Source organism: Mucilaginibacter gossypii (assembly GCF_900100945.1).
GTDB lineage: Bacteria > Bacteroidota > Bacteroidia > Sphingobacteriales > Sphingobacteriaceae > Mucilaginibacter > Mucilaginibacter gossypii.
This window is the reverse complement of record NZ_FNCG01000001.1, coordinates 789,851-805,228: the sequence shown is the minus strand read 5'-3', so window position 1 is coordinate 805,228 and position 15,378 is coordinate 789,851. Positions and strand designations below refer to the sequence as shown.

Here is a 15,378-nt window from a genome sequence, read left to right as displayed (position 1 = left end):
GTTTAATGCTGTTACCTAAGTTAATTGTGGGATTGATAAACCATCAATATAACACCCGATGAAAAAACTTTCTTTAAAACCAGTTTTAAAAGCAAGTGGCTTTTTACCCCGTTGAAAAGTGCTTTACCATTGCCTAAAATTACCGGGTGGATCCAAAACTGGTACTCATCAACTAAATTCGCGGCCACCAGCTTTTTGACCACACTGATGCTTCCGTAAGTAAGGATGTCACGGCCCTGCTGCTTTTTTAAATGCTTAACAACCTGCTTTAGATTTCCTTTGACCAGTAATGAATTGTTCCACAACGCGGAGGTCATTGTTGACGACATAACCACTTTTTGGTAGTTGTTCATCATATCTGCATAAGCAATATCCGTACGCGGAAAATTCATGCACTTGGCCTGAAAGGGCCAATAGGCAGCCATAGCCCGATATGTGTTTTTGCCCAATAAAATAGTATCGGCCCGGCTAAGCAATTCTGTTATTGTCTCGGCTATTTCATCCGTCCAGTATTGATAATGCCAATCCAGGCCTTCGTCCTCCGCCGCTACAAAACCATCCAGCGTAATGTTTAAGGATACGATCAGTTTGCGCATGGTAATAAATAAGCAAACCGGATTTGACAAACCCGGGATTTATAATAAAATTGAAAACACTAAGCCAGTTCAGTATTTCCGGCAAGTTTAGTGTTGGTTAAGCCCAGTTCCTTTACCTGCTCATACCTTTTCCATAAATAGTAGGTGAAGAACATAACAAGCAGCATAACTACCGGCGGAATGAGCATGGCAGCCCCGGCTCCAATAGCAAGCCACGATAAAAATGCACCGATAAAGCTAATGGTGAAGCCAGAATAAGCCCATTCTTTAATAACCAGGTACCTGGTTTGCGCTATGGCCAGTACACCTGCTATTTTTGCCCACCCCATAATAACCATGAGGTAAAAGGGATAACCAAGTTTAGCTAATGAATCTTTGCCAGCCCGCTGCATAGTGATTCCCCCGTAAGCATCGCCCAGCATAGCCAATAAAAAAAGGGCGGTAAAGATCCAGTACAGGGTTTTAATTGTTTTTGGTTTCATGATGATATTTGGTTTGCGTGATTATATGTTTGTTAACGATACAAAGTTATTTGGTGCGATAAAGTTGTGTAGCACGTAAAAAGGACTTGTTAAGGGGTTGTTTGCGACTTTAGTGTTCATTATCTTTATCCCAGATAACCAGTTATACAATAACAAAATGAAACATGTTGCCATCCTGATACCCAATGAAGCGGTTTTAGCCAGCATAGTTGACGCCAGAACCATTTTCACAGGCGCCAACGATTTTTTACAATCGATGGGGAGGCAACCTGTTTTTGACGTACAGATGGTTGGGCTTTCCAAAGAAGTTAAGGTGCATGGCGGCATGTTTTCGGTTCATACGGATATTTTATTAAGTGATCTGCAAAAAAGCGATATGGTGATCATCCCTGCCATAAGTGGCGATCTTCAAAACGCGGTAAACGTAAACCGGGATTTTGTACCGTGGATCATCAACCAGTACAATAATGGTGCAGAAATAGCAAGTCTTTGTATCGGCTCATTTATATTGGCCTCGACAGGGTTATTGAATGGTAAAGAGTGTTCCAGCCATTGGATAACAGCCGATGCGTTCAGAAATATGTTCCCGGAAGTGAAGCTGGTTGACGGGCGTATTGTTACCGAACAGCAGGGTTTATATTCAAGTGGCGGCGCTACTTCATACTGGAGTTTGTTACTATTACTGATTGAAAAGTATGCCGGGCGGGATATAGCCATCATGGCCGCTAAGATCTATGCCCTGGAGATCGACCGAAAAAGTCAGTCTCCATTTGCGATGTTCACGGGGCAAAAAAAACACGAGGACAATCCTATAAAGCAAGCTCAGGAATATATAGAAAATAACGTAACCGAAAAAATCTCAGTTGAAGACCTGTCATCAATGTATGCTATTGGCCGCAGGCATTTTGAACGACGGTTTAAAAAAGCCACCAATAATACTCCGGTTGAATATATACAGCGCGTAAAAATTGAGGCAGCCAAAAAACAATTGGAAAGTACCCCCAAAAACATCAATGAGGTAATGTATGATGTTGGGTATACCGATGCCAAGGCATTTCGTACAGTTTTTAAAAAGATCACCGGGCTCTCGCCAATTGATTACCGTAATAAATATAACAAAGAAGCGGCTGTAGCATAGGTATGTTTATCAAAATTTTAGGCGCTTGCTACCCCTTCCCGGATCACCTATGTTGTAGCTTGGTTATTATCGAAAATATCTATTGATTATCAGCCGCAACACACTGTATTGCAGGAGGTAATGGCTAATCTGGCTTCTACGGCAAAAACATTACATTCTGTCAATAAAATTAATCCTAACAAATAGCCAAATATTCCGTTTAAAAATTACATTTTTGCCCAAAATTTTTAAGGATGCAGAGTTATCAGGAATTTCTTGACTTAAGTGTAGGCTTTCCACAGGATGGTTTTGAGATCATCGACGATGAACTATACTTTCAGGACCTAAATTTGATGGAGATGATTGAAACGTACGGTACTCCCCTACGCTTTACTTATCTGCCTATGATATCCAAAAAGATCCAGCAAGCTAAACTGCTGTTTCAACAGGCCATCATCAAAAACAACTATCGCGGTAGTTATAAATATTGCTATTGCACCAAGAGCTCGCATTTCAAGCACATTGTTGAAGAAGCCCTGAAAAACGAGATTCACCTGGAAACATCATCGGCGTTTGATATGCCTATGATTGACGCGCTGGAGAAAAAAGGTACTGTAACAAAGGAAATAACCGTAATATGTAACGGCTTTAAAACCTTCCAGTACAAAACATATATTATTGATATGTTACATGATGGCTTTAAAAACATCATTCCGGTATTGGATAATAAAGAAGAATTTAACCTTTACGACGACGAAATTGAGATGGACACTCCTTGTAACCTGGGCATCCGGATTGCAGCTGAAGAGCAGCCTGATTCTCAGTTTTATACTTCACGTTTGGGTGTGCGTATGGAAGATGTTATTGATTTTTATCATAACAAAATTGAGGATAACCCTAACTTCCAGGTTAAGCTATTACATTTCTTCATTAACTCGGGTATTTCCGATACACCATACTACTGGAATGAACTTGAAAAATATGTAACTCTTTACTGTAAATTCAAAAAAGTAAATCCACATCTGGATACGCTTGATATTGGCGGTGGTATGCCATTTAAAGATTCACTGGTTTTCGATTTTGATTATGAATACATGATCAACGAAATAGTAAGCCGGATCAAAGAGATATGTGCCGAGCATGACACGATGGAACCGGATATCATTACCGAATTTGGTAAGTATACTGTAGCCGAAGCTTCTGGTATCCTGTACAAGGTATTAGGCCGTAAACAACAAAACGACCGCGAACGCTGGCTGATGCTTGATGGCTCGTTCATTACCAATCTGCCAGACGTTTGGGCGCTGAACCAAAAGTACATCCTGTTGCCGGTTAACAACTGGGATTCGGAATACGAACGTGTAAACCTTGGGGGTATCACCTGCGACGGGCAGGATTATTACAACCAGGAAGCGCATATGAACAGCGTATTTATGCCTAAAACCCGTAAGGTGCAATATTTAGGTTTCTTTAATACCGGCGCCTACCAGGAAGTATTAAGTGGCTACGGCGGTATCCACCACTGCCTGCTGCCATCACCCAAGCATGTGATCATTCGCCGTAACAGGGACGAAACGTTTAACTTTGAGGTGTTTGGAGAAGAGCAAAACAGCAAGCAAGTATTGAAAATTCTGGGTTATACCACGTAATTTTATATCTAATCATAACAGCAAAAAAAGGTGGCCATTTCGGTCACCTTTTTTGCTTAACGGCCTATGGTGCCATCTCCGACACCTGCTCCTTCAACATTTGGATCCGGAAGATCAGCCAGGCTCCCATCCTCATGTAAAACTTTAAAGTGTTTTCTTTGAGGACCTTTTGTTTCAAGACAGGGATTGTTTCGGGCAGCATAGTTATAGCTGTCTTTAATGTTACTTTCCCTGGTCTCCTTAATATTACCCTGCCGGGAAGCAGGATAGTTATTTTTATAATCATTCATGATTATACCCTCCTTTTACTAAATTCCTTCAGTTCCTGGTTCATGACCAACCATCCTGCCGGTGGTGCGTCCTTGCGGGCGGCTCTCAAAATCAGTTTTAGCGGGGCCTACCGACGGAAATTCCTTTTTATTCGGCGGTGTTACATCTGTTTGCTCACTAAATGAAGTATCGGCACTTCTGTTGGGTTGATCAATCTCCGATTGGCTATGGGTACCCACCTGTTCGTCTTCGGTTTTTTCTACCTCAGGCTGTTCATCATAGTCTACTATATCATTTACCTCATCCAAATCATCATCATTTTCAAGATCACGGTTTGGATCGGTTTCATCACCATTCACAGAAAATGAGTTGGTGTTGTTTTCAAAATCATTACGATCATTATCCTGGTTTCCCCAGTTTTCATTATTGGTATTCATAGGTTTTAATTTTAGTTGTTATTTAATAAACCTACGAAACAATTGTATTGTTTTATTTTTTATCCTTTTAAGAAATTAAATATCGCAAATTAAAACTATTATAGTTGTAATTATTAGGAAGCTTCAAAATAGTTTATAAATGTTATGCAGCATGGCATAATTGCGCCTTCGCGAGCCGAACCAGATTACAGAGCTTGATTCGGACTAATCTCGAACGATACGGTAGTTTATCCGCCAGTATATTAAAAACGCTTTTTAAAATTAAAAAGTATGCTGAGGGCAAGTTACTTTATATCGATTATTAAGCAGGATGCCTAACACAATTTCATGCGAACCATGACTAACCGTATTCAGGGCAGATGTTGTAAAATCGTATGAGTAGCCAACATTAATAAGCGAACTTAGGTTAAATCCAACCAATGCGGCATATGAATCATTGCGGCGGTATGAACCACCAATCCAGAACCTGTCTTTGAATGACATTTTCATGTTCACATCAAAAGTTACCGGAACCGGTGCTATAAATTTCAACAAGGCCGAAGGCATAAGCGTAATATCATCAGATACAAAAAGCTTAACGCCACCAGTCACAAAATAATGCGGTACCGTTTTGTTTTGTACAGCAGTTGTCGAAGTAGTTACATATAAATTTTGCGGAAGGATTTGCTGTACCGACGCGCCAAAAAAATAATTAGATGAATAAGCCCATACACCTACTCCCAAATCAGGTTTCCACTGCGCCCCCGCGATGCTATTAATGGTTGGGTCATTTTGATCAACATAGGTAAGTTTACTTTTATCTATAATATTATGACTTACCCCAGCAGACACCCCTACCGCTAAATTCAATGTTTCGGTAAGGCCGAGGTGATAAGCGTAGGTAGCGTCAATATTGGTTTGTGTTATCGGGCCTGTTTTATCAGACACCACCATTAATCCCACGCCATGATGCGGCTCGGCAGCCATGTAATTTTGTGTATATGACCTGCTTGATGGGTTTAAACCTCCACCCGCAGGAAATGCAGTGGCATCGCCCTGCAAAAACCGGTTACCTATAGGCGCGTTTACTGAAAAATAGGACGTTACCGGTGCACCTTCAAGCCCTGTCCATTGGCTGCGATAACCCAGTTTTACATCGGTATAGTTTTCAATACCGCTTAACGCAGGGTTTAAAAGGTAATTATTGAATACGTATTGAGTGTACTGCGGCCGTTGCTGTGCTTTTGCTAATTGAATTGTTACGGCAATAATAAGTAGAGTATATAAAATTCGCTTCATTTTATTTGATAATGGTCACATTACCTGCAATAACCTCCCGGCCATTTTTCGGATCAATAATATAATAATAAGTCCCGGGAGGCAAATATGAGCCTTTGTATTTCCCATCCCAGGGTACACTATAACCAATTGACGAATATACCTTTTCTCCGAATCGGTTGTATACGTCAACCTTATTATTTGGATAACTTTCTAAATATTTAACATTCCAAATGTCATTTACCCCATCTCCATTAGGCGTAAACACATTGGGAACGACTAAAAATTTTAAAACCTTTACCGATACGCTGGCCATAGCCTGGCATCCATGTGCCGATGTAACCACTACCTGATAGGTAATATCCTGCGACGGACTTGCAACAGGATTAGCCACATCATCATGATCAAGGCCTGTTGCCGGTGTCCATTTATAACTTAAGTTATTATCGTTTACTATGGGTTTTAAAACGCGCTTTGTGCCTTCAAGCATAGTAAAATCCGGCCCCAACGTTACAACAGGCGATACATCTACCTTAACCTGCTGCATAACTGTATCAGCGCACGCGTCCCGGGTGGTATAAATGTACATGATATCAAATTCGCCGACGCCCGAAACAGCAGGGTTAAACACACCATCTGTACTAATACCAGTTCCTGAAAATACGCCCGAACCGGCAGGGGCTTTAATTTGGGGAATCAATTTTTTGGGCTCCGATTCGATACAAAAAACAGGCGCCTGATCAAAGGTGACTACAGGCGAAGCTTTTAAATTAACCGGAATTTCTGCGACATCAGAGCATGATGTACCCGAATATGCAATTACTCGCAAGATAGCCTGCCGCGATCCTGATGTGAACAAAGGATATTTATGCCTGAGTTGCCTACCATATGCCGGATGGTCATAAACTACCGTAGTTGATGGGTCGTTGATGTCATAAGTAACCTCCAGCCGGGTAATCTCGCCGAAATTAACCGAGGATTGGTTTTCAAAAAACACTTCCTGAGCGCTGCACAAACCTGCCGGATCCTTAATAATTACTTTAGCTTTTGGCTTACTACCGTTAATTGTTAATGACTTTGAAGCCGATGTAAAAGAGCATCCATTTTTTGAAGTAACCCTAAGTGTAACCTGGTAATTGCCGGCTAAAAACTTGTGCTTCGGGTTTTTACCGTGGGAAATATTCGGGTTAGCTGGTGCTGCATTAGGGTCACCAAAATTCCATTCGTAGGTAAAGTCAGCTTCTGTGGCATCAGCAATTGTACTTTGATCAGTAAACTGAACAAAGTCATCTTCACAGGCATCGGGCAACAAAAAATCAACTACCGGCACAGGATAAACTTTGACAGGCAGCGGGGCTATATTACTTGTACAACCATTATCATTTGTAACGGTTAGCTTAACCAAATAATCTCCCGGTCCACTAAACGTATGATTAAATGGGTTCTTGCTTTTAAGGGTTTCAACCGGTGTGCCATCACCAAAGTCCCATTGCCAGCTAATGATACTTCCTTCGGCAGATGTGGAGTTATCCGTAAATGTAACATCCTGACCTGTACAGCTTGGCGACGAATAGCTAAAAGATGCAAGAGGTGGTTTTGATATATGTATTTTTATTGGATCAGATGCAGCGCCGCATCCATTTTCATTGGTAACAAAAAGTTTAACCAGGTAATAACCGGGTTGGGCGTATTTGTGTACAGGGTTTTGCACAACATCAGTTAACCCATCGCCAAAGTCCCATCGCCATGTTTTAATTTGCCGTGTACCTGAGGTTGACTGATCGGTGAATTGAACATCGCTACCAAAACAGGTATTTGCAAAACTAAACTTTACAACCGGCGGCACCGAGATATTAAAATCAAACTCTATGTCTTCATTCGATCCGCATTCGTCTGCAATAGGGTTAAATACAGTCGCCACCACACTATAATCGCCGTCGGTATAGGTTTTATCTACCGGGCATTCATAAGTATAAAGCACCTTCGAATCCTTTATGATGGAACCGGTTGGTATTGGGTTGTCTACAACAACAGCAGCACTGCCATCCTTAAAGTCCCAGCTTATTTTATTGGTTTGAAATGGCAGCGTAAGCTGCAGTTTATAATGAGTATCAGTACAGCCATTGGCCTGCACCGTCTTGTCCGCAGGATTTAATAATACAATAAACTCATTCAGGTTTTTAAGGTTGGTGCCCGCAGCATAACCATATGATTCCGTTTTGCCAAACCCATAAGCAATTGCGTTGAACCCGTCGGATGCTTTGATATTATGTACACCTGCATTTACGCTGATTTGTGCATAAGAATAAATACTGTTCGGCACAGGAGAAAACTGAGTATAAGGTTCTCCATCGAGCGAAAACGTTGGCACCGCAGCTGCTTTAATAATAACATTAATAAAATTATTCAGGATCCGATAGTTTCCGGTTGAGTTTAACGTAACGTGATCGAGTGTTTGTTCAATCGGGGTCAGATAGATCATTTCAGGATCACCTGTATCACCTTGAATAAACTGGCAATTTAAACCTTCGCCCTGGGTTACTGCATATTGCACTACCTGGATTGGTTTATCGGCAGTGATAACATTAGTTGTAGTTGATGTAAACTCGTAATACAAACCATTGTTCAGCCCTCCCGTTGGCGCGGCACCGTTTACAGTAACCTTTGTATCGGGCGAACTAAGCACTATTCTTAAGATATCATAATAGCGCCCTTTTAAAGGTGCGGTTACATAGTTCTTACCCCAAACTGCTAAAGGATAAACCTGCTGAAAGAGGTTATCTGATGATCCCTTATCGCCCTGACATCCTATGCTTATTTTTGAGCTGCCCGAAAAAACAGCGATTTTTTTACAGGCCCCGGCAGCGCTCACAATTGAGCGAATGCGGCTGCCGGTAAGGTCAGTAGCTGATAAGGCCTGGTATACTTCGCCTTTTTTCAAATTAACGGTAAATGGTTGGTTTGCAGGGATCCCGTTTAGCAGTGGCTGCGAGGGGGTTATTTCAACAGTGGTATTATCTTCTGTAGCTATTACCGCAAAGGTTGAATATGAGGGTACTTCTTCAGTATTTTTTGTGCCGTTGTTTGAGTTTGATATTTGTTTATAGTTAATGGAGAGGTAATCTTTACCGAGCGTATTAACGGGCAGCAGAAGCGTTGCGCCGGATACGTTCTCTGCAAAAATATGCGCGTAAACTGCAATAGGTTTTAACGACGTGATATGAATCCCCTTTAAAAACTGCCCCTGGTTTCCGATAAAGGCTTCGGGTGGGATAGCTACCGTCAATATATCCTTTGCGTTAACCTGATAGGTACTTGAAAAGCTGCCATCTGCAACTTTAACTGTTACAGTGGTATTTACGTCGGCAGTTATGTAAAGGTCCATCTGACTACCCCTGCCCAACGCGGTAGGACTGCCTGCTGCACCATCAACGTGGTCAATATATGCGGTATAAAACTCCGTACCCTGGTTTGAACCTTGCGCGTTAGTGCAAATAGCAATGCATATGAAAATAAAAGAGAGGCTTAACGACCGCAAAAAAATTATCTTGCTCAAAGGTGTACAGTTGGATTTGGTTTTGTAGTATTAAACTAACCCTTTAAAAATACAAAAACCTTTAATTTATACGGTATGATTATATAAAATAACCAGCCGTTTAATTGCCCGGTCAATTTCATAATTAGCTACGTTTAATTTATAACTAAGCTCAAGTCGCTTTTCCGCAGATCATAAACTTCAAGAGCATTTTAAATGATGTATTTCAGATCGTCACGTTATCATGATGTAGTAATGGTTTTGTTAATCCCCGCGATAACGGTGTCAGAAAAAATATGGCTATTTAAAAACCCGGTCAGCAGGTTCAGGTGGTAATTAAAAAACATGTTAAAACAGGAAACACGCAGCTAACCGGGGTTAACACGACTTAACACATTTTAAATATAACACATACAAATATCTAATAATGAATTATCTATCTTTTTACAGGGTTGACACTAAACATATTTTCTAAGTAATCACATACATCCGAATGTTGCGCCTGTTATTAGTAAAAACATGCTGATAAGACCGGGTGCGTTTAACCCGCATCAAGCTATAAAACAAGTATTATTTGATGCTAATAGCTAACCGACATCATTTCGTCAGCTATATAAACAACAAGGCGTTGTCACTAAAATATTAAAACGCATTTGTCGTGCATGTCAAAAAAACTTATCAGGGTTGGGCACCAGATTCAGGAACTTTTCAAAATTTTCCTCGTAATGTGACTGATCAAGCTTGTAATAAAATGCACCTTTTTTTGATGAGAGCTTATCTTTTTCAGGAAGCTTTACAAGCAAACCTGTTGAAAGCAGCTTACGGCTAAAGTTCCTGTCATCAAACTTGGTTTGATAAACTCCTTCATAAAGGGCTTGTAATTGCGGAATGGTGAACTTTTCCGGAAGCAATTGAAATAAAATCGGGTGAAGCGCGGCTTTATAACGCAGTTGTCTTTTAGCCAGTCGCACCATTTCATTATGGTCAAAGATCAGATCGGGCATCTCATCCAGTAAAAACCATTCGGGGTGATATTCTTCACTTAGTTGGGCTTCATATTTATGAATGTCGATAAGCGCGAAATAAGCAACGGAAAGGGTCCTTTCTACCGGGTCACGTTCCGGTTTACCGAATACCTGGAACTGCTCCATATACACATTCTTAAGCCCGGTGCGCAATTCAAGCACACGGTTTGCAGCATCTTCGGGTGATTCGGTTGGTTTTATAAAACCACCTATCAGGCTCCACTTGTGTTTTTCGGGCTCAAGGCCACGCTGAACAAGCAATAACTTAATATTTGCCCCGTCGAATCCAAATATGATACAATCTGTTGCAACTAAAATGCGCGTTTCGCCGCTGTACTTATGCATAACTTAGGTTAAGTTTATATGCAATTGTAAAAATAATTTAGCAATTATTTAGTGTTGATCGGACAACTATTTTATATACCGGCAATTTATCTCCAAAAATTTAAAACGATTTATCAAATCCGGATAAAAAACAAGGCAAAACCGTGATACCGCATATCCATATCCCAAGAAAGATCAGCTTACCCTCTTTCCTTGCAACAATAAATCCATAGCGTCATCAAATGATCCAGCCCTGATCACCTCGCCCGAATTAACAAAAAAGATCTCATCAGCATTTTCAATCGTATTTAAACGGTGTGCTATGATTACCCTTGTGGTGGTTTTAGGCAGGTTATCCAAAATGTCGCTCAGCAGTTTTTCGGTAATGGTATCAATGTTAGCCGTAGCTTCATCCAATATCAAAATCTCCGGGTTGCGTAAAACCGCCCGCATAAATGCAATAAGCTGCTTCTGGCCCAAGCTAATGCTGTCGCCGCCCGATAGAACTTTGGTGTCCAATCCCTCCTCAAAAATTGCCAGCAGGCTCCCCAGGTTAGCATCCCTGATCACCTGTTCCATTTCTTCGTTGGTATGATCTTTAAAAAGCTCGTTGCCATAAAGTATATTATCTCTTACCGTGCCTGTAAACAGGAACGGCTCTTGTAAAATAAAGCCTATTTTTCGGCTGCGTTCCTCGGCCGTAAAACTCCTGATATCTTTCCCGCCAAGTAACACCAGTCCTTTAGTAGGGTCATACAAACGTGCTATTAATGAAGCTGTTGTTGTTTTACCGCCTCCGGTTGGGCCAACCAAGGCATAGGTTTTGCCGCGCTCTAATTTAAAGCAGATATTATGGAGGATCTCCCGGCTTTCATCATAACTAAAGTGCACATGTCTGAACTCCAATAAAGCAGCATTAGGTTCGTTAATGCCTGCCTGCAGCACGGGCAAATCGGTTTCAAGGGATAAGATCTGCGAGATCCTGTCCCAGCCCGCCATCGCCAGCTGAAAGTTTGTCCACAAGGCAGCTAGTTGCCTTAACGGGTTATAAAAATTGGTAGCATATGATAAGTAGCTCACCAGCAATCCTATAGAGAACATACCTTTACTGATCAGGTAGATACCAAAGCATAGTACGGTAAGCTGGGCCATACTGGCAAGTAAACCATATACCGGCACAAAGACGTTGTTAGCCAGGCCCGATCCAATAGCTGTTTTATAGTTTTGATTGTTAGCTATCTCAAAACGCTTCCTGAAATAATCGCGCCGGTTAAAAGCGATGATCACTTTAAAATTATTAATACTCTCCTGGATCTCACCGCTCAATGCACCTGTACTTTTCAAATTTGCTGCATTTTTCCTTTTTATCCATGGTGATAATACCAGCGTTAAAAACAGGATGACCAAGGCCGGAGATAAAGCAGCTGCTCCCAGCTCAATATTGATAGCCAGCAAAAAAATACCGGCGCCAATCATAATAGAGATATTGCCGATAAACTGCATCAGTGACTGGGAGAAGAATTGATTAAGCTTATCGGTATCGTTGTTAACCCTCGATATCAGGTCGCCGGCCTTGTTCTGATTAAAAAAGGCTACCGGCAACTGCTGTAACTTATTAAAGATAGAATTGCGTAGGGTAAATAACATCCTTTGCCCTACCCCTCCCATCAGCGTGGTTTGCTTATAGCTGGTAAATAAAGCTACCAGGTACATACAAAATAAAATAGCCGCATTATGTAAGACCCCGCTGAAATCCTTGTGCTGCACATATTTGTCAATAGTATGACCAATAATGAGCGGTCCGAGCAGGTTAAGTGTAGAGTTAACAAGGATGGCGAAAAAAGCAATGATGAGTGTACGCTTTTCATGGGCTATCAGCTGGAGCAGCTTTTTTAACCCGGCCAGCGTAGAAGTTTTTGGCTGATTTTTACCTAATTGGTTAAGATCGTAGTTCATTGTAATCAATATTTTTTCAGTCGTTAACTTCATGTTTAATGGTTAACACCCTGTTCGTAATTGCTGGTGCTTTGCTGTGAATTAAAGATCTGTACATAATCCGGACTCGTTTTCATCAGCTCATCATGCACGCCGCTGGCTACTATTTCGCCTTGCATCAGCAAAATGATCTGGTCGTAATGTTCAACAGAGGCAATCTTTTGGGTCACCGATATCAGTGTTAAACCCGGATAGTTCTTTTGAATATTTGCCAGGATCTTCCTTTCGGTATTGTTATCAACCCTAGCAGTAAAATCATCAAGCAGCAAAACCTTTGGATTAACTGCAAGTGCCCGGGCAAGCATAATGCGTTGCTTTTGTCCGCCCGAAAGGCTTGAGCCCCGTTCAGAAACAATGGTGCTCAATTTATCGGGCAGGTTATCGATAAACGTACTTAACTCGGCCGTTTCAATAGCTTTTTGAAGCGATTCATCAGTTACCGTATCGCTGAAAGCTATATTTTCACGGATGCTCATGTTAAAGATGATGCTATCCTGAAAAACAAAGCCAACCTGCCGGTGAAAGGTTTCGCTGTCATATTCGGCAAGATCTTTACCATCAAACAACACTTCTCCCTCGGTAGCGTTGATCAAACCTGTAAGCAGGTACAACAATTGTGTTTTACCGGCAGATGTAGGCCCGATGATGGCGATCTTTGAACCCGCATTTACTTTAAATGAGACGTTTTTCAGCGCCGATTTTTGGCCGTAGCTTATTGTAACGTTCCTCAGTTCCACATCGCCGCGCAAAGTATCCTTCAACGGGCCACCGTCGGTAACATCCGGCGCATTCAAAACCATGCTGATCCTCGTAAATGAAGCGGTAGCCTGGGCTATCAGGTTGCTCATGAAACCTAAAATGAATATCGGGAATATCAATAACGACAGGTAGCTGTTGAAAGCCGCGAAACTACCCAGGGTCATGCTGCCGCTGATTACAAAATGCCCGCCCATTACCAAAATAGTAAATGCTGCCATGTTAGCGGTAAACGTTACAATGGGAATGAGCCCGGCAAAAAAACCAAGGATCTTTAAGCCGTAATCCTTTGCTTCGGTATTGGCAGCAAGGAATTTATTGTATTCCAACTGCTGCGAGTTGATTACCCTGATGAGTGCTGCGCCAAGTATGCTCTCATTAATTACCTTATTAAGCTGATCGATAACACCGCGGCTTTTCATAAACAGAGCACGTACGTTTTTCAAAACATAAAAAAAAGTACCGCCAATGATGGGAATAATAGTGATCACAACCAACGCAAGTTTCCAGTTAATGGTTAGCAGCATAACACTGCAGCCAATAATGATAAACAGCGACGATACAATAGAAACCAAAGCCTGCGATACGAATAGTTTGATCGAATCGATATCCGAAGTAAGGTTGGTTAACAGTTTTGAAGGATTTGCCTGTTCGATAAAAGCATGGGTTTGGCGGGATATTTTATTAGCCAGTTGCTGCCTGAGATCACGCGCTACTTTTTCAGATGCATATATTTGCACAATTGCCTGTAAGCCTGCAAACAAAAATACCACAATTGTCGCCGTCAGAAATTTGGCCATAACCTCGTTTATCACAAAATGATGATTGGAGTAGGCATCAATACCGTTAGCTATAATTTTAGGCAGCCAAAGGTTCATGGCATTGCCCAGTAAAGCAAATAACAGTAACAGCGCCACAAGCCCTTTATATGGTTTCAGCAAACTAAATACGCCGGGAGGTTTACTGTTTGTTTTTTTTGTAGGATCAGGTTGCATAGTGATCTTTGATTTATAATTCTCTTCTGCGGGTATCAAATCGCGCTTTTATTATAGTTGACGACTCAGCCTGCAAAACATTTTTATTTCAATCTAAAATTATCGAAATAAATCAGAACAGAACGGCAAGCCATTCTCATTTTCCATATATTTCTATTTCGATATAGTTTGGCAAATATATTTCTATTTAGGAACAATTAAAACATTTTAGAAATAAATTTATAATTTTACACCCAAACCGTAACAAAATGAAACCAATAGTGCAATTAGTTGATGAATGGGCTGCTTTTGAAGAAGTAAGTGAACAACCTACTGTAGAAGCGTTTTGCAGATATTATCTGCAAAAGCAACGCCCAAAACCTAAACAAGCCGGCAAAAAAGGTGAGCGCATCATGAACGGCGCATACCTGCTTAAAACCCTCGGCCGCATCCTGAGCGCTTATTCGCTTTATTTCCGGTCGGCAGTTAACCACATCGGCATCCCTCCTGCCGAAAGTTTCTATTACCTGAATGGTTTACTTCACCTTGGTGAGGTAAGAAAAAGCGACCTGATCAACTATATGTTTGCCGAAACAACAACCGGCATGGAAGTCATTAACCGGCTCATCCGGGAAAACAAGATAGATGAACGAACCTCCCCCGATGACAAACGGGCTAAGCTGATCAAAATAACCGAGAAGGGTATTACGGCTCTTGACGAATATTATAAGATCTCTGGAAAAGTGGTGGAAATGACTTTTAAAGGTATCGATGATGATATTTTAACCGATTGCTATGAAATGCTAAAATATTGTGAGCAGCGGAACTCCGCTGTTGCCATCGAACTAAAAAATAAACCTTTTGACCAGATGTATGAGCTTGCAATGGCAGATAAAGCTTAACTTCAATCCCGGTTACGTCGTTATTATTCAGATAAAAGCCAACCTCAAAACTCAATGTC

The 15,378-nt window shown here is 41.3% G+C and carries 12 protein-coding genes; 3 read left to right on the top strand and 9 right to left on the bottom strand.

Features of this window, described 5'->3' with window-relative positions; translation table 11 throughout:
• Positions 1-20 precede the first annotated feature (20 nt).
• Together BLS28_RS03390 and BLS28_RS03385 are read right to left on the bottom strand one after the other, a co-directional pair.
• Positions 21-596, bottom strand: coding sequence for a dihydrofolate reductase family protein (locus BLS28_RS03390; RefSeq protein ID WP_091162861.1), 576 nt, complete (start codon positions 594-596; stop codon positions 21-23).
• A 59-nt stretch (positions 597-655) separates the two neighbouring features.
• Positions 656-1,078, bottom strand: coding sequence for a DoxX family protein (locus BLS28_RS03385; protein WP_091162860.1), 423 nt, complete (start codon positions 1,076-1,078; stop codon positions 656-658).
• A gap of 157 nt (positions 1,079-1,235) precedes the next feature.
• Between BLS28_RS03385 and BLS28_RS03380 the strand changes: the two genes are divergently transcribed.
• Both BLS28_RS03380 and BLS28_RS03375 read left to right on the top strand, forming a co-directional pair.
• Positions 1,236-2,216 (top strand): GlxA family transcriptional regulator, encoded by a 981-nt coding sequence (locus BLS28_RS03380; protein ID WP_090525495.1) that lies wholly within the window; start codon positions 1,236-1,238, stop codon positions 2,214-2,216.
• 233 nt (positions 2,217-2,449) lie between these two features.
• Positions 2,450-3,844: an arginine decarboxylase gene (locus BLS28_RS03375; protein WP_091162859.1), complete on the top strand. Its 1,395-nt coding sequence runs from the start codon at positions 2,450-2,452 to the stop codon at positions 3,842-3,844.
• A gap of 56 nt (positions 3,845-3,900) precedes the next feature.
• Here the strand turns inward: BLS28_RS03375 and BLS28_RS03370 are convergent, their stop codons facing one another.
• The 7 genes from BLS28_RS03370 to BLS28_RS03340 all read right to left on the bottom strand — a co-directional run bounded on the left by BLS28_RS03370 (position 3,901) and on the right by BLS28_RS03340 (position 14,477).
• A complete protein-coding gene (locus BLS28_RS03370) occupies positions 3,901-4,134 on the bottom strand; it encodes a hypothetical protein (RefSeq protein ID WP_091162858.1) in 234 nt (77 codons plus the stop codon).
• An 18-nt stretch (positions 4,135-4,152) separates the two neighbouring features.
• Positions 4,153-4,551: a hypothetical protein gene (locus tag BLS28_RS03365; RefSeq protein ID WP_091162857.1), complete on the bottom strand. Its 399-nt coding sequence runs from the start codon at positions 4,549-4,551 to the stop codon at positions 4,153-4,155.
• Between the two features lie 261 nt (positions 4,552-4,812).
• The gene (locus BLS28_RS03360; protein ID WP_090525486.1) at positions 4,813-5,829 is read right to left on the bottom strand and encodes a PorP/SprF family type IX secretion system membrane protein; all 1,017 of its coding nucleotides are present in this window, start codon (positions 5,827-5,829) and stop codon (positions 4,813-4,815) included.
• Between the two features lies 1 nt (position 5,830).
• Positions 5,831-9,364: a gliding motility-associated C-terminal domain-containing protein gene (locus tag BLS28_RS03355; RefSeq protein ID WP_091162856.1), complete on the bottom strand. Its 3,534-nt coding sequence runs from the start codon at positions 9,362-9,364 to the stop codon at positions 5,831-5,833.
• 644 nt (positions 9,365-10,008) lie between these two features.
• The gene (locus BLS28_RS03350) at positions 10,009-10,713 is read right to left on the bottom strand and encodes an NUDIX hydrolase (protein ID WP_090525482.1); all 705 of its coding nucleotides are present in this window, start codon (positions 10,711-10,713) and stop codon (positions 10,009-10,011) included.
• Positions 10,714-10,887: 174 nt separating this feature from the next.
• Positions 10,888-12,681 carry an ABC transporter ATP-binding protein gene (locus tag BLS28_RS03345; protein WP_256337329.1) on the bottom strand — a complete coding sequence of 598 codons (1,794 nt, stop codon included), beginning with the start codon at positions 12,679-12,681 and terminating at the stop codon, positions 10,888-10,890.
• A gap of 2 nt (positions 12,682-12,683) precedes the next feature.
• Positions 12,684-14,477: an ABC transporter ATP-binding protein gene (locus BLS28_RS03340; protein ID WP_256337328.1), complete on the bottom strand. Its 1,794-nt coding sequence runs from the start codon at positions 14,475-14,477 to the stop codon at positions 12,684-12,686.
• Between the two features lie 209 nt (positions 14,478-14,686).
• Here BLS28_RS03340 and BLS28_RS03335 point away from each other — a divergent pair, with 209 nt between their 5' ends.
• The gene (locus BLS28_RS03335) at positions 14,687-15,319 is read left to right on the top strand and encodes a MarR family winged helix-turn-helix transcriptional regulator (RefSeq protein ID WP_091162854.1); all 633 of its coding nucleotides are present in this window, start codon (positions 14,687-14,689) and stop codon (positions 15,317-15,319) included.
• Positions 15,320-15,378 lie beyond the last annotated feature (59 nt).